The organism is Microbacterium umsixpiens (assembly GCF_053543675.1).
This window is the reverse complement of the sequence record NZ_JBLVOH010000072.1, coordinates 1-14887: the sequence shown is the minus strand read 5'-3', so window position 1 is coordinate 14887 and position 14887 is coordinate 1. Positions and strand designations below refer to the sequence as shown.

Sequence of the window (14887 nt, the reverse complement as noted above, 5' to 3'; positions counted from 1 at the left end):
TTCGGCGATGGGGGGAGACGTCAGCTGACGGGCTCTCCCTGGACGGCGGCGACGTACTCCTTCTCATCCTTGCCGAGCGTGATGGCACGCACGATCTGGATAATTCCGAGCACGATCAGCGAGATGCCGAGCAGCAGCCAGAAGGCGAACCCGGCGATCAGCGGCGAGAACAGCACGATGATTCCCGCGATGATGCTGAGGATGGCGTACAGGACGGTCCATACCCGCGAGCCGTCGCTGCCGAGGAGCGTCAGGGCGACGACGCCGTCGACGATCCAGCTGACACCGATGAAGATCACGACGACGAAGGCCAGCGTTGCCGCCGCGGCGCTCAGGTTGAAGAACGCGATGACGCCGGCGACGACGTAGAGCAGGCCGAGGACGATGTGTCCCACGCGCGCCCATCCGCCCTTCGCGCCCGAGAAGATCCCGAGGCCGATGTAGACCAGGCCGGCGATGACGAGGTAGGAGGCGAAGATCGCCGTCACGATGACCGCGGACTTCACCGGCCAGACCAGGAGGACGATTCCGGCGATGAGAGCGAGAACGCCCGCTACGGCCAGCGAGACACGGATCGACTTGAACAGTGACTTCGCCTGGGTGAGTGGTTCAGACATGGTGGGGACCCCTTTCTGAGAAGTTCCTGTGAGGATGCACCCTCAGGGTAGCGCTCTCGCAGGCGGACGTGGGGCAAGCTCCGCCGACCGTGTTGCTCGAAGTCATCGCGGGACTCGGGGCGACATGACAGGATCGACGGGTGACAGGCTCGGACGAGACGCGTTTGCGCGAGCTCATCGTGATGCGCAAGGTCAGAGACCGGATCGATCGGGAGTACGCGAAACCCCTCGATGTGGAGGCGCTCGCGCGCGGAGTGCACATGTCGGCGGGGCACCTCAGCCGGTGCTTCCGGGAGGCATACGGCGAGTCGCCTTACTCCTATCTGATGACGCGTCGGATCGAACGCGCGATGGCACTGCTGCGACGCGGAGACCTCACGGTGACGGAAGTGTGCTTCGAAGTCGGGTGCTCGTCGCTCGGAACCTTCAGCACGAGATTCTCGGAGCTGGTGGGTGTCCCACCCAGCGTGTACCGTGAACGCGCCGCGAACGTCGAGGGGATTCCCTCGTTCCAGGTGAAGCAGGTCACCAGACCGATCAGGAATCAAGAAGCACCGCGCACCGACACGCATCTAACGTGAACACCATGAAGATCAGCATCCATTACGCCTTCCTTCCCCACACCGACGCCGAGGCCGCTCTCGCCTTCTACCGGGACGCCCTCGGGTTCGAGGTGCGCAACGACGTCGGCTACGACGGTCTCCGCTGGCTCACGGTCGGTCCCGAGGGTCAGCCGGAGACCTCGATCGTGCTGCATCCGCCGGCAACCGACCCGGGGATCACGGAGACCGAGCGTCAGACGATACTCGAGCTCATCGCCAAGGGCAGCTACGCGGCGCTGACCCTCGCGAGCGATGACGTCGACGATCTGTTCTCCCGCCTCGTCGACAGCGGTGCCGACGTCGTGCAGGAGCCGATGGATCAGCCGTACGGCGTGCGCGACTGCGCGTTCCGCGACCCCGCGGGCAACCTGCTGCGTATCAATCAAGCAGCCTGAACACTCTCCGATTCACGAAGGACGCAGATGACCGACGACCAGCACCCCGCGGACACCCATGACCTGATCCGCGTGCAGGGCGCACGTGAGAACAATCTGAAAGACGTGAGCGTCGACATCCCGAAGCGGCGGCTGACGGTCTTCACCGGGGTGTCAGGGTCGGGCAAGAGCTCGCTCGTCTTCGACACGATCGCCGCCGAGTCCCGGCGCATGATCGATGAGACTTACAGCGCGTTCGTGCAGGGGTTCATGCCGTCGGTGCCGCGCCCGGATGTCGACGTCCTGGAGGGACTGACCACCGCGATCATCGTCGACCAGGAGCGTCTCGGCGCGAACCCGCGGTCGACCGTCGGTACCGTCACCGATGCGAACGCGATGCTCCGCATCCTGTTCAGCAAGCTCGGCCAGCCATACATCGGCGGTCCGACGGCGTTCTCCTTCAACATCCCCACCCAGAAGGCCAGCGGAGTGATGACCGGGCCCGGGGGAGAGAAGAAGATCGTGAAGGATGCGATCTACCTCGGGGGCATGTGCCCACGGTGCGAGGGCAGGGGAGCAGTCTCCGACCTCGACCTGGCTCAGATCGTCGATGAGTCGAAGTCGCTCGACGAGGGCGCGATCATGGTGCCGGGATACACCGCTGACGGCTGGATGGTGAAGGGGTTCTCGCAGTCCGGGTTCTACCCCGCCGACAAGCCGATCGCGCAGTTCACCGAGAAGCAGCGCCATCTCTTCCTCTACGGCGAGGTGACGAAGGTGAAGATCTCGGGGATCAACATGACCTATGAGGGTCTGATTCCGAAGATCACGAAGGCGATGCTCTCGAAGGATCTCGACGCGTTGCAGCCGCACATCCGCGCCTTCGTCGAGCGCGTCGCCACGTTCGCGGTCTGTCCCGAGTGCGATGGGACCCGGCTGACGGAGGGCGCGCGTTCCTCGAAGATCGACGGCATCAGCATCGCCGATGCCTGCCGGATGCAGGTCACGGACCTCGCCGCCTGGGTCCGCGGACTCGATCTTCCCGGAGCCGGACCGCTGCTCCAGGCGCTCAGCGCGAACCTGGACGCCTTCGTGACGCTCGGCCTGGGATACCTCAGCCTGGAGCGACCGTCGGGCACATTGTCCGGGGGAGAGGCGCAGCGGATCAAGATGTTGCGTCACCTCGGCTCGTCCCTGACCGACATCACGTACGTCTTCGACGAGCCGACCATCGGTTTGCACCCGCACGACATCCAGCGCATGAACGGACTGCTGCTCCAGCTGCGCGACAAGGGCAACACCGTCCTGGTCGTCGAACACAAACCGGAGACCATCGCGATCGGGGACCATGTCGTCGATCTGGGCCCGGGGGCCGGTAGTGCCGGGGGAGAGATCTGCTTCGAAGGCACGGTCGAGGGATTGAAGGCGAGCGGCACCAAGACGGGAGACCACCTCGATGACCGGGCGCAGCTGAAGGATGCTGTGCGGTCGGCATCGGGGGCGATCGAGGTGCGTGGCGCCACGGCCAACAACCTGCAGAACGTCGATGTCGACATCCCCACCGGTGTCCTCACTGTCGTGACCGGTGTCGCCGGGTCGGGAAAGAGCTCGCTCATCCACGGCTCGGTGTCGAAGCGAGACGGAGTCGTGGCTATCGACCAGGCCGCGATCAAGGGCTCCCGGCGGAGCAACCCGGCGACGTACACGGGGCTGCTCGAACCGATCCGAAAGGCGTTCGCGAAGGCGAACGGTGTGAAGCCCGCCCTGTTCAGCGCCAACTCCGAGGGCGCCTGCCCCTCGTGCAAGGGCGCGGGTGTCATCATCACCGAGCTCGGATTCATGGACACGATCGAGACCCCGTGCGAGGACTGCGGCGGCAAGCGCTTCCAGGCAGGCGTCCTCGAGTACAAGCTCGCGGGAAAGGACATCACCGAGGTTCTCGATCTGTCAGTCGCCGAGGCGCGAGTGTTCTTCAGCGAAGGGGAGTCCACCCTCCCCGCCGCCACGGCGATCCTCGGCCGCATGGAAGACGTGGGGCTCGGGTACCTGTCGCTCGGGCAGCCGCTGTCCACTCTGTCGGGCGGCGAACGCCAGCGGATCAAGCTCGCGATCCAGATGGGGGAGAAGGGCGACGTCTATGTGCTCGACGAGCCGACGACCGGCCTGCACCTCGCAGACGTCGACAAGATCCTCGGACTGCTCGATCGACTCGTCGACTCGGGGAAGACCGTGATCGTCATCGAGCACCACCAGGCGGTCATGGCACATGCCGACTGGATCATCGACATCGGCCCTGGCGCCGGCCACGATGGCGGACGGGTCGTCTTCGAGGGAGCGCCGAAGGATCTGGTATCCCAGAAGTCGACGGTGACGGGGGAGCACCTCGCAGAGTACGTCGGCGCCTGAGCCATGAGTGCATGAGGCCGATCAGGTTCGCGGAACCGCGCCCCGCCACGTCGTGATCGCAGTGCGCGTCTCATGGTCGAGGCCGGCTTCCGTGAACCAGTCGTCGATGCGAAGGTTCTCGTACATGTCGCGGAACGCCGAATCGGGTGTGTGCCCGAAACGGCCGAGGATCTGGTGTCTTTCCTCGACCTCGAACGAGCGCCGGTGCAGGCGCGCCATCCGTTCGGCGTTCGCGAACGATCCCATGTAGTCGCGAACGGCTGCATCGCTGGTGACGTCGAGCGCACGGAGGAGCACCGCGGCTACGAGCCCCGTTCTGTCCCACCCGGCAGAGCAGTGGAAGAGGATCGCACCATCGTCGGCGGATGCCATCGCGGTGAGCACCTCAGCGAGGCGATGAGGCAGCTCTTGCAGATGTGCCAGGTAGTAGAGCGGCGTTCCCCACCGTCCGTCCGCTTCATAGGGCGCCCAGAAACCGACGTCGTCGCCGTCGAGGTCCACCCGTACGTGGGCGAGCGGAGACGGCACCTCGCCGCTGGACTCGTCGGGGCGACGGAGATCGATGACGGTACGCACTCCGTATGCGAGCAGAGCCTCCCACCCGGAAGCATCGACTTCATCGAGACGTTCGGCGCGAATGAAGATGCGATCGGGCGTGGTCGTTCCGTCGACGCGCTCGAGCCCACCGAGATCCCGGGCGTTGGCCAGGCCGTTGATGCTGAGGGCGGGCTTCATGCTTCCCATCCTCGCATCGGCCCGGACCGTCAGCCTCTGCGACGAACCCTGCGCACGATCAGGAGAAGGGCGCCTGTCAGCAGGGTGGCGGCACCGATCAGAACCAGGGGAGTGGCGTCAGCGCCGGTGACGGCGAGTGAGCCGTCCTGTCCTTCCGGGACGTTCGGCGTGCCGGGACTGCCCGGCGTGCCAGGGCTCACGGGCGAATCTGGGACCGAAGGCGGGTCCGTGGGCGGAACCAGCGACACCGGGTTCTCCAGGCTGATCGCGACGGTGTCGTCGGTGATTGTGAACGTCGCTGTGCCGTCGCGGTTGTCTCTGACGCCGGTACCGGTGTAGATCGGCGTTCCGTAGATGACGTCCTCGCCCGCGGCAGCAGCCTCAGAGAGTGTGACGACTGTGCCCACGGGCAGGTCGGTGAGTCCACCGGTCGCGCCATCCGTGAGCCCGAACTCGCCGGTCGTCGCGGAACCGGAAACGATGAACGAGTAGTCGATCGTGTACTGAGCCCCATCGACCGCATTCGCGCCGTTCCCGCTCACGGTCTTGGTCACATCGAACCCACCGAGACCGTCACCGTCACCGTCACCTCCGGACGCGACGTAGGCGACGGGGGTTGCGGTGACCGTACGACCGGCGACCGTCATGCTGTTGCCGAAAGCCTCGCCATCTTGGACGCCGGACGGAAAGTCCATCACGGTGATGAACTGGTAGACGCGGTCATCGCTGGTCACCGGTTCGTTGAAGGTCACCGTGAAAGTGTGAGAGGCCGCATCCGCGACGAGGGAGTAGGTCCCCGCGCCCGTGCCGTGCGAAACGGTGTGCCAGACGTCGTCGCCCCAGTCCGAGTCGAGAGTCCAGCGTGCGGAGGTCGCCGCCGGATCGAAGGTGAGCTGCTCGTCGTACTCATCGGCGATCGTCACAGGTTGGCCGTCGGCCGACGCCAAGACCTCGGCCGGGATGTTCAGAGCCCACGTCATGGACTCTCCGTCGAAGTTGACGGATCCCCATTTCTCCGGGCTCTGGGGGAGGCTGGCAGCGTTGTCGCCCACGCCGCCGGGAGTCGCCATGTCGAACGTCAGGCCGTTGTCCGCGGTGAAGACGACGGACTCGTCATCGAATGCAGATGTGAAACGTGCCTGGAAGTGCAGCGAACCGCTTACGTTCGTGTGGGTCTCGACATAGTCCCCGAGTGCGCAGAGGAAAGACCCGGACGAGACGACGCAGCTTCCGACCTCAGCTCCGTCGTCGTCCCGCAGTGCGAAGGACGCCGCGTATCCGGACATCGAATCGGGAAAATCGAGGCTGAAGGTGTCGCCCGCCATCGCGGTGTCATCCACCGCCCAGGTCGCTTCGACCGTGTAGGGCGTTTCCGTCATAAGGGGTGGCGCGTTCATGATCTCTACGCCGGTGATCGCCGTCACGGGCGCCGCAGTCGCGGCAGCGGTGGCGAACAGCGCCGGCACGCTCCCAACGAGGATCGCGACCAATCCCAGTGCGAGTCGGCGAGCGATGCAGCGTCCTCTTGTCACGCGTGTCGTTCGAGAGTTCATCGGTGTCCTTCGGTCGAGGGGATCAGCTGGTCGTCGCCGTGACCAGCATCGTATCGCGTAACATCTTACATATGACGGCATTGATGCCGCGCGCGAGGACATGGTCGGCGAGCGCGTGGGGCTGCGACGTGGGGTCCGGGCGTGTTGCGTATGGGAATGCGAGCAATCCGCAGGAAAGGTTGCGTCGCTCGCGACAAGGTAACTGCGAAGTCGAGAAGTCGACGCCGATACCGGGTTCCGTCTCCGGGGCGATCGGATGAGGGAGTTGCGTGTGGCCTGAACTCGGCGGCGCGTGTCGGCTGAGCCTCGTGAGGTCTTCCTGCGCCATCGGCGCTTGATCTCCTGGAGCACGGTCTCGGTTGATCTATAGCCGATAATGCACATTATGTCAGATCGCGTCAGGATGGCCACCGCCGGCTCAGCCAGCGCTCCTCTGATTCGCGGTAGAGGCATCCCCCCTGAGCGGGACGTGAATCTACTGCGCGGACCAGACCCCGAGCTCGTTGCCGCTCGGGTCGGAGAAATGCAGACGTCGACCGCCGGGAAACTCGTACGGGTCTTGCAGAATCGTGCCGCCGGCGGCGACGATGCCGCTCGACGTCGCGTCGAGGTCGTCGGAGTACAGGAGAACCAGCGGACCTCCGGCCGGACGTGGCTCGTCGGCGAGCAGGAGCCCACCGACCTCGCTGCCGTCACCTCGAGGCGACATGATGCCCGCATAGCCCGGCCCGTAGTCGGTGAAGCTCCACGCGAACGCCTCGGCGAAGAACCGCTTCGATGCTTCGAGATCGGTGACGACGAGTTCGACGTAGTCGAGTGAGTGGTGCAGCGGTGAACTGGTCATGGCGCCACGCTAGCCCCCACCTCCGACATCGGCGAAGGACGGGGCGCCGCCGTCGCAGGAGTAGCGTTGATACGTGCCGCAGGTCCCCCACTCCCCCGTGTCCACACCAGGAGTTCGCGCATGGATCATCTGGTCCGTCGGTGTCGCGGCCTATGTGCTTTCCATCACGAACCGCACGTCGCTCGGTGCCGTCGGAGTGGAGGCCGCTGACCGCTTCGACGCGGATGCGTCGACACTCGCACTGTTCGCCGTCGTGCAGCTCGCGGTCTACGGAGGGATGCAGATTCCGATCGGGGTCCTGCTCGACCGCTTCGGTTCTCGCCCGATCATGACGATCGGCATGCTGCTGATGGCGGCGGGGCAGCTCACCATGGCCCTCTCCCCCAGCATCGGTATCGCGATCTTCGCGCGGGTTCTGCTCGGTGCCGGCGACGCGGCCATCTTCCCTGCGGTGCTACGACTCGTCGCGACCTGGTTTCCCGCGCAGCGGGGTCCGATCATGGTGCAGTTCACCGGGATCATCGGGCAGACCGGTCAGCTGATCGCCCTGGTCCCCCTCGCTGCACTGCTGCATGCGACGACATGGAGCATCACGTTCGGCAGCATCGCCGGGCTCGGAGTGCTGTTCACGATCCTCGTGGCGCTCGTCATCCGCAATCACCCGGCCGAGCGCGGCGCCGACGTCACCGTGAACACCGACACGGGCGTGATCCGCGTCGTCACCTCCGCGATCGACACGGGCGTCGGCATCCGCGCGGCGTGGGCTCACCCGGGAACCCGCCTCGCCTTCTGGTCGCATTTCACCACGCCGTTCGCGGGTACCGCGTTCGTCCTGCTGTGGGGAATGCCGTTCCTCACAGCGGCCGAAGGCCTCGATGCCGCACATGCTGCGGGGATCATCTCTGTATATGTCGTTTCCGGCATGCTTCTCGGGCCCATCATTGGAGATCTCTCTCGTCGATTGCCCAATCACCGCTCGCTCGCGCTCGTGCTTCCCGCGGTCGGTGTGCAGATGGCCGCCTGGATCGCTGTCATCGCGCTGCCCGACACCGCTCCCATCTGGCTGCTCTACGTTCTCGCCGTCGCGCTGGCAACCGGTGGGCCCGCGTCCATGATCGCGTTCGATCACGCCCGCACCCACAACCCGAGCCATCGTTTGAGCACCGCCACCGGCGTCACCAACGCCGGCGGGTTCATCGCCGCTCTCATCGCGATCTTCCTGATCGGACTCGCTCTCGACCTTCAGGGCGCGGGTACGCCCGAGACATACACGCTCGAGGCGTTCCGCCTCGCCTTCCTCATGCCGATCCCCCTCTGGATCATCGGTACGACCTTCATCCTCGTCGAGCGCAAGCGGACGCGGATCCGGATGGGCCTCGACCCTGAGCGTCGTCGCTGAGCGCCGCTTCTCACGACGTCCACCGCACGCGGGCTCCACGCCCCGTGCGGCTTCGCCGTGCCGGATGATCCGAAGCGTTACATGGTGACGCAGATGACGCAGGGCGGGGCTGACTCGCCGGCGGGGGTGGCGTCGTGCTGGGGACTCAGCGGAGCAGGTGCTGCAGCGTCTCGACGATCAGCTCGACGCTCACGCGTTCGGGAACCTCTGTGTCGCCGGCTTCGAACTCCGCGAGCTCGACGCCTCGGACGGAGCCCGATGACAGAGCGGCGAAGATCGCCGCGATCTGGTGCGGCAGCAGACCACCTCCGACGCGGTACGCGGCCGGGATGTACCCCGGTTCGAGCACGTCCCAGTCGACGTGGATCCACACGGGCCGACCGGAGACGAGCTCCAGCACCCGCTCCGGTGTGCTCTCGGAGGGGGCGAGCACCGTCACGCCCGCGCCGGCGAGCAGCTCGCCCTCGGCCGGGTCGATGTCGCGTCCGCCGACAACGACGACCTGCCTCGGATCGAGCCCTGATCCGTGGCCGCTGTCCCACAGCCCGCATGCCGCCGCGAGAACCATTCCGCCCAGGTAACCGGACCCCGTCGTTTCCGGGGTGTTGAAGTCGCCGTGCGCGTCGATCCACAGCAGCATCGCATCGGGATGGTGCTCGGCGACCGTCGGAAGCGTGCCGAGACTCGCCGCGCAGGTGTTGGTGATGAGCAGCGGTGTCGCTCCTGCGCTGAGGGCACTCCGCAGCGCATCGCGCAGTCCGGTCAGTGTCTCTTCCGCTTGCGGGAGCGCGACGGACCAATCGTCTTCCGTGCTCGCCGTCGGCGTTCCGACGATCTGAGGGACGAGACCGAGCAACGACGACACCGCCTCGCCGACTCGATGAGCACCGATGAGGGCGCCGTCGGTACGGTCGGCGACGCGACCCTGAGAGACGATGAGCGAGTACGCGGATGCCATGCGTCCAGCTTTTCACTCGTGGGACGACCGACCAAACGGGCGATCACCGCACCGTCGTTGCGTCCTCTGCAGAAGTCGCCCGGCGGCGCGGCTCACTGCCTGCGTGGCGTCCACCCGGAAGGCAAGGGGCCGTCCTGCACGGCTCGTTCCCGGTCTCCCTGGGCCGACCACCCCTGGGCCTCCCCCGGAATGTCGAAGGCTCCGCGCGCAAGCCGGAGACCCACGTCCTCGTGATGCATGCGCGGCGCTCCCCCACGACGCACCGACGCGCGAACGCTCCACGCGTCGTCGGCGAACCCTCCGCCGCGGAACACGCGATAGTCGTCGTAACGGGCAGGATCCAGCAGGTCCCAGCACCATTCCCAGACATTGCCGAGCGTGTCGAAGAGACCGTTCAGGTTCGGGAGCTTGCCGCCGACGTCCTGCGGAGTGGACACGCCGTCCGCACTCGTCCACGCGGCGTCGGCGAGGGGCGCGTAGTGCGGACCCGTAGAGCCGGCGCGGCACGCGAACTCCCATTCCGCTTCGGTCGGCAGGCGGTAGCCGTCTGCGGTGGTGTCCCAGCTCACATCCTCGCCCTCGAACAGGTACACCCGGTCGAGGCCTTCCCACTCGGACGCGGCATTGCAGAAGTGCACGGCTCGCAGCCACGAGAGATCGGATGCGGGGCGCCGCGGATGGCGCATGGGGACGTCGAGAACGTCGGCGAGCTGTTCCTCCGTGACCGGATAGATCCCTATCTCGAACGGCTCGAGCTCGACCACACGCTGCTCTTTACGACGGGCATCGTTCAAGGTCATGACGCCCGCGTGGATGCGAGCCAGTTCGAGGTCGCTCACGACCCTATCCGCCGTAGCCAGGCGGGTCTCACGAGGGAATCCGTTCGACCCAGGTGGGATACTTCGCGGCACGGCCGTCTCCGGATGACGTGCGTGTCACACGACGCCGCACCCACGGACCGACGAACTCTCGGTAGTACGCGAGACCGGAGGGACCGGCTCCCAGGCGATCGCTCGGCGCCCACCAGGTCTCCGGAGGCTCGAAGCCCAGCGCGTGGAGCACCCGGGCGGCCACGCGGTGATGTCCGGCCGCGTTCATGTGCAGACGATCATCGGCCCAGTACGCGCCCCGGGAGAGCTCCCGGTCCGGCCAGTTGAGCGCTCGGATGACGTCGGGACGTTCTTCGATCCGACGTATCACCGCCTCGGAGAGCAGATCCCCTCTACGCTGCACCAGCGACCCCATCGGAAGCTGCCCGCTGGGGTTCGCGCCGGAGAGGAGGATCATCGTCACGCCCTCCTCGTCGCACCGGCGCAGCACCCGGCTGAACGCATCCGCGATGTGTTCGACATCGGTACGAGGGCGCAGCATGTCGTTGCCACCGCCGTTGAACGAAAGGTGAGTGGGTCGCAGAGCCAGCGCGGGTTCGAGCTGCTGCTCGACGATCGGCCAGGCCAGCTTGCCGCGGATGGCGAGATTCGCGTATTGGATCGGGTGCCCGGCGGCGTCCGCCCACCCCTGCGCCGCGAGATCGGCCCAGCCGCGCTCCTGCCCGTTCGGGAGAACGTCGCCGACGCCCTCTGTGAACGAGTCGCCGATAGCCACGAAGCGCACATCTGCCATCGTCCCAGCCTATTGCGGCCCGACGACACGGCGGTCGCTTCGCGGCGGTGCGCCCGCGTCGTCAGCGGTCGTCGAGAGCCTGTCCGCCGCGGTCGACCAAGCCCCAGGCGGCGGCGGCTGCGCCGAGGAAGCACACGCCGAACACCGCGAACAGCAGGGGCGCTCCCCCGGCGAGAAGGATGACGGGGACGGACAGCGGCGCCACGATCGAGGCGATTCGACCGATCCCGGCCGCCCATCCCGCCCCGGTCCCCCGCAGAGACGTGGGGTAGATCTCGGGCGTCACCGCGTAGAGCGCTCCCCAGGCGCCGAGGTTGAAGAAGGACAGCGCCATTCCCGCGCCGATGATCGCTCCCTCGGTGGAGGCCGTGCCGAAGATCACGGCCGACACAGCTGAACCCACCAGGAAGACCGAGAGGGTCAGACGTCTCCCCCAGACCTCGATCAGCCAGGCGGCGACGGCATATCCGGGGAGCTGGGCGAGCGTGATGATGAGGGTGAAGCCGAAGGACTTGACGAGGTCGAAACCCGCGTCCACGAGGATGCTCGGAATCCAGATGAACGCGCCGTAGTAGGCGAAGTTGACCCCGAGCCAGACCAGCCACAGGCACAGCGTCCGTAGCCGGAACTCCGGATTCCACAGGGTTGCGAGGCGTGCGCGCGCCGTGATCGCGATCGCCCGAGAGGGCGGCTCTTTCCGGATGGCCGGTGCCGAGACGACACCGGCATCCGCCTCGAACGCCGACACGATGCGGTCCGCTTCCGCGATGCGGCCCCGCGAGGCGAGCCAGCGCGGGGATTCGGGCATCCGCCACCGGACGAAGAGCGCGTACACCGCGGGAATCGCGCCGAGCGCGAAGGCCCATCGCCACCCGTCGTCGGAGGCCGGGATGACGAGGAAACCGATAACCGCCGCGGCGGTCCATCCGAGTGCCCAGAAGGCCTCCAGCACGACGATCAACCGACCACGAATCCGTGCGGGAGCGAATTCGCTCACGTAGGTCGAGGCGACGGGGAGCTCGGCGCCGAGGCCCAGACCGACCAGGAACCGCAGGACGAGAAGCGCAGCGAGTCCGCTGACCAGTGCGCTCGCTCCCGTCGCGACGCCGTAGACGAGCAACGTGAGCGCGAACACCTGCCGTCGTCCGAAGCGATCGGCGAGGAGTCCGCCGAGGGTGGCGCCTATGGCCATACCGACGAAACCGATGGACGCTATCCAGCCGGCATCGCTCTTGCTGAGATCCCACTGCTGGGTGAGCGCCGCGAGGATGAACGAGATGAGCCCGACATCCATCGCATCCAGCGCCCACCCGAGGCCGGATCCGGTCAGCAGGCGGAAGTGACGACGCGTGAACGGGAGGACGTCCAGGCGCTCAGCGAGCGACGCGCGGCTCGGCAGGGCGGTGTTGGCCATGCTCCTCATCGTAGAGCCGCGCCAACCCCGTCCCGCCTCGGATGACGCTCAGTCGCGGTCGGCGAGGATCCTGCGGACCCGCGGGATCACCTCGGTGCCGTAGAGCTCGATGCTGCGCATCATCGACTCGTGCGAAAGGGTACCGGTGGCGTATTTCAGGTCGAAGCGGCCCAGACCGAGAGTGGTGACTGTGTCGGCGATCTTCGCCGCGACGCGATCGGGGGAACCCGCGTAGATCGCGCCCTCCGGTCCGACATCGTTCTGGAATCGCGCGCGACTGTACGCGGGCCATCCGCGCTCGCGTCCGATGGTGTTGTTCATCGCCTCGAAGCCGGAATACGCGGCATCCCAGGCCTCGGCGTCGGTCTCACCGATGTGTCCTGGAGAGTGCACGGAGATCGGGTGCGATGTCGTCCCGAACGAGGCGACCGAACGGTGATAGAGGTCGACGAACGGCTTGAACCGGTGCGCAGGGCCGCCGATGATCGCCAGCATCAGTCCGAGACCGTGGCGCGCGACCCGCACGACCGATTCCGGGCTGCCGCCGACGCCGACCCAGGTGCGCAGGCCGTTCTCGGTCTTCGGGAACACGTTCGCGTCCTCGAGGGAGGCGCGCATCGTGCCGGACCAGGTGACCGGTTCCTCCTTCAGCAGCTCGACGAAGAGTTCGAGCTTCTGCTCGAACAGTGCGTCGTAGTCGCGGAGGTCGTAGCCGAACAGCGGGAAGGACTCGATGAAGGAGCCGCGCCCCAGGACGACCTCGGCCCGCCCGTTCGAGAGCGCATCGAGTGTCGAGAACCGCTCGAACACGCGCACCGGATCGTCAGACGACAGCACGGTGACAGCGGTGCCGAGTCGGATGTGCTCGGTGCGCGCGGCGATGGCGGCGAGCACCATCTCCGGCGCGGAAACGGCGAACTCGGTGCGGTGGTGCTCCCCCACTCCGAAGAAGTCCACACCGACGGTGTCGGCGAGTTCCGCCTGCGCCACGATGTTGCGGATCGTCTGCGCCCCGGTGAGGAGCTCTCCGCCCGCATCCCTCGTGATGTCGCCGAAGGTGTCCAGCCCGAATTCGATGCCCATGTCATGCCTTCCTATTCATGTGAATGAACACGCGAAGGTCGGGCCGCATTCCCGTCAGCGTGGCAGCAGCGCCGTGCGCAGGGTGTCGAGGCCGACGCCGCCGATATCGAGCGCCCTCTTGTGGAAGTCCTTGAAGGAGAACGACTCACCCTCGGCGGCACGGACGCCGTCGCGGACCTGCTCCCATATGCGCTGTCCCACCTTGTATGAAGGCGCCTGCCCCGGCCAGCCGAGGTACCGGTTGACCTCGAACTGCACGAACTGATCGGACATGTTCACGTTGTGGCGCATGAAGTCGAGCGCGTAGTCCGCGTCCCACACACCGGTACCGTCGAGGCGCGGCTTACCGAGGTGCACACCGATGTCGAGGACGACCCGCGCCGCACGCATGCGCTGCCCATCGAGCATGCCGAGACGGTCGGCCGGGTCGTCGAGGTATCCGAGCTGCTCCATCAGACGCTCCGCATAGAGCGCCCATCCCTCGGCATGGCCCGAGGTGCCCGCGAGCAGACGGCGCCAGGAGTTGAGCTCGGCACGGTTGTAGACCGCCTGCGCGATCTGGAGGTGATGGCCGGGCACACCCTCGTGGAAGACGGTGGTGAGTTCGCGCCAGGTGTCGAACTCCGTGACACCCTCGGGAACGGACCACCACATGCGACCGGGACGGGAGAAGTCGTCCGTCGGGCCGGTGTAGTAGATCCCACCCTCCTGCGTCGGGGCGATCATGCACTCCAGTGTGCGGATAGCCTCCGGGATGTCGAAGTGCGAGGCGCCGAGTTCGGCGACCGCACGGTCGCTGGTCTCCTGCATCCACTTCTGCAGCGCTTCCGTGCCGACGAGCTTGCGGGTGGGATCGGCCTCGAGATGAGCAACGGCCTCTTCGACCGAGGCTCCGGGAAGGATCTCGTTCGCGATCGCGGTCTGCTCCGCCACCATGCGCGCGAGCTCCTCACGGCCCCACTCGTACGTCTCGTCGAGATCGATCGTCGCGCCGAGGAACCGGCGGGAGTTGAGCGCGTACAGCTCACGCCCCACGGCATCGACGTCGCCGGCGGCCGGGGCGAGCTCCTCCGCCAGGAATCGACGCAGCTCGTCGTAGGCGACCCGTGCGGCGGCGGAATTGTCGGCGAGCGTACGAGCCAGGGAGGCGGGAAGCTGACCCTCGTCCGGGTCGGCTTCCGCCACGAAGGCGGCGAAGAACCCGTCATCGGCGGTGTAGCGGTCGATCTGGGTGGCGACCTCGACCACCTGACGACGTGCGGGCATGACGCCCTCGGCG

General features: G+C 66.7%; 14 protein-coding genes. 4 read left to right on the top strand and 10 right to left on the bottom strand.

From position 1 onward, the window contains the following. Nucleotides 1-20: 20 nt before the first annotated feature. Entirely contained in the window at nucleotides 21-617 is a 597-nt protein-coding gene (locus ACNPM4_RS07505; RefSeq protein ID WP_105709928.1) for an HdeD family acid-resistance protein, read from the bottom strand. A gap of 182 nt (nucleotides 618-799) precedes the next feature. Between ACNPM4_RS07505 and ACNPM4_RS07500 the strand changes: the two genes are divergently transcribed. Genes ACNPM4_RS07500 through ACNPM4_RS07490 form a run of 3 tightly spaced genes read left to right on the top strand, consistent with a single transcriptional unit; the run spans nucleotide 800 to nucleotide 3999 of the window. Beyond that, nucleotides 800-1198: a helix-turn-helix transcriptional regulator gene (locus ACNPM4_RS07500; RefSeq protein WP_051662469.1), complete on the top strand. Its 399-nt coding sequence runs from the start codon at nucleotides 800-802 to the stop codon at nucleotides 1196-1198. Nucleotides 1199-1203: 5 nt separating this feature from the next. Then, nucleotides 1204-1614 (top strand): VOC family protein, encoded by a 411-nt coding sequence (locus tag ACNPM4_RS07495; RefSeq protein ID WP_105710341.1) that lies wholly within the window; start codon nucleotides 1204-1206, stop codon nucleotides 1612-1614. A gap of 27 nt (nucleotides 1615-1641) precedes the next feature. Next, nucleotides 1642-3999 carry an ATP-binding cassette domain-containing protein gene (locus tag ACNPM4_RS07490; protein ID WP_262000929.1) on the top strand — a complete coding sequence of 786 codons (2358 nt, stop codon included), beginning with the start codon at nucleotides 1642-1644 and terminating at the stop codon, nucleotides 3997-3999. Nucleotides 4000-4020: 21 nt separating this feature from the next. Here the strand turns inward: ACNPM4_RS07490 and ACNPM4_RS07485 are convergent, their stop codons facing one another. From ACNPM4_RS07485 to ACNPM4_RS07475, 3 genes are all read right to left on the bottom strand, one after another. Beyond that, nucleotides 4021-4734 carry a tyrosine-protein phosphatase gene (locus tag ACNPM4_RS07485; RefSeq protein ID WP_448985273.1) on the bottom strand — a complete coding sequence of 238 codons (714 nt, stop codon included), beginning with the start codon at nucleotides 4732-4734 and terminating at the stop codon, nucleotides 4021-4023. A 29-nt stretch (nucleotides 4735-4763) separates the two neighbouring features. Continuing rightward, nucleotides 4764-6266, bottom strand: a complete 1503-nt coding sequence (locus tag ACNPM4_RS07480) for an Ig-like domain-containing protein (RefSeq protein WP_448985272.1) — start codon at nucleotides 6264-6266, stop codon at nucleotides 4764-4766. A 496-nt stretch (nucleotides 6267-6762) separates the two neighbouring features. Continuing rightward, nucleotides 6763-7131, bottom strand: coding sequence for a VOC family protein (locus tag ACNPM4_RS07475; RefSeq protein ID WP_448985271.1), 369 nt, complete (start codon nucleotides 7129-7131; stop codon nucleotides 6763-6765). Nucleotides 7132-7204: 73 nt separating this feature from the next. Here ACNPM4_RS07475 and ACNPM4_RS07470 point away from each other — a divergent pair, with 73 nt between their 5' ends. Continuing rightward, complete coding sequence (locus ACNPM4_RS07470) at nucleotides 7205-8530, top strand: MFS transporter (protein ID WP_029263386.1); 1326 nt, start codon at nucleotides 7205-7207, stop codon at nucleotides 8528-8530. A gap of 145 nt (nucleotides 8531-8675) precedes the next feature. On the opposite strand, the gene ACNPM4_RS07465 is transcribed toward ACNPM4_RS07470, so the two are convergent. The 6 genes from ACNPM4_RS07465 to ACNPM4_RS07440 form a co-directional block, all read right to left on the bottom strand. After that, complete coding sequence (locus ACNPM4_RS07465) at nucleotides 8676-9488, bottom strand: arginase family protein (RefSeq protein ID WP_029263385.1); 813 nt, start codon at nucleotides 9486-9488, stop codon at nucleotides 8676-8678. Between the two features lie 92 nt (nucleotides 9489-9580). Further along, a complete protein-coding gene (locus ACNPM4_RS07460) occupies nucleotides 9581-10327 on the bottom strand; it encodes a formylglycine-generating enzyme family protein (RefSeq protein ID WP_448985270.1) in 747 nt (248 codons plus the stop codon). Nucleotides 10328-10355: 28 nt separating this feature from the next. Further along, the gene (locus ACNPM4_RS07455) at nucleotides 10356-11111 is read right to left on the bottom strand and encodes an SGNH/GDSL hydrolase family protein (RefSeq protein ID WP_448985269.1); all 756 of its coding nucleotides are present in this window, start codon (nucleotides 11109-11111) and stop codon (nucleotides 10356-10358) included. Nucleotides 11112-11172: 61 nt separating this feature from the next. Further along, nucleotides 11173-12525 (bottom strand): MFS transporter, encoded by a 1353-nt coding sequence (locus tag ACNPM4_RS07450; RefSeq protein WP_105709934.1) that lies wholly within the window; start codon nucleotides 12523-12525, stop codon nucleotides 11173-11175. A 48-nt stretch (nucleotides 12526-12573) separates the two neighbouring features. Continuing rightward, the gene (locus tag ACNPM4_RS07445; RefSeq protein ID WP_448985268.1) at nucleotides 12574-13608 is read right to left on the bottom strand and encodes an LLM class flavin-dependent oxidoreductase; all 1035 of its coding nucleotides are present in this window, start codon (nucleotides 13606-13608) and stop codon (nucleotides 12574-12576) included. A gap of 54 nt (nucleotides 13609-13662) precedes the next feature. Then, the coding region (locus ACNPM4_RS07440) for a DUF885 domain-containing protein (protein ID WP_448985267.1) at nucleotides 13663-14887 on the bottom strand (1225 nt) is incomplete at its 5' end.

Coding starts and splice junctions, on each gene's coding strand:
- ACNPM4_RS07505 (WP_105709928.1), bottom strand. CDS start 617: ATGTCTGAACCACTCACCCAGGCGAAGTCACTGTTCAAGTCGATCCGT.
- ACNPM4_RS07500 (WP_051662469.1), top strand. CDS start 800: ATGCGCAAGGTCAGAGACCGGATCGATCGGGAGTACGCGAAACCCCTC.
- ACNPM4_RS07495 (WP_105710341.1), top strand. CDS start 1,204: ATGAAGATCAGCATCCATTACGCCTTCCTTCCCCACACCGACGCCGAG.
- ACNPM4_RS07490 (WP_262000929.1), top strand. CDS start 1,642: ATGACCGACGACCAGCACCCCGCGGACACCCATGACCTGATCCGCGTG.
- ACNPM4_RS07485 (WP_448985273.1), bottom strand. CDS start 4,734: ATGAAGCCCGCCCTCAGCATCAACGGCCTGGCCAACGCCCGGGATCTC.
- ACNPM4_RS07475 (WP_448985271.1), bottom strand. CDS start 7,131: ATGACCAGTTCACCGCTGCACCACTCACTCGACTACGTCGAACTCGTC.
- ACNPM4_RS07465 (WP_029263385.1), bottom strand. CDS start 9,488: ATGGCATCCGCGTACTCGCTCATCGTCTCTCAGGGTCGCGTCGCCGAC.
- ACNPM4_RS07455 (WP_448985269.1), bottom strand. CDS start 11,111: ATGGCAGATGTGCGCTTCGTGGCTATCGGCGACTCGTTCACAGAGGGC.
- ACNPM4_RS07450 (WP_105709934.1), bottom strand. CDS start 12,525: ATGGCCAACACCGCCCTGCCGAGCCGCGCGTCGCTCGCTGAGCGCCTG.
- ACNPM4_RS07445 (WP_448985268.1), bottom strand. CDS start 13,608: ATGGGCATCGAATTCGGGCTGGACACCTTCGGCGACATCACGAGGGAT.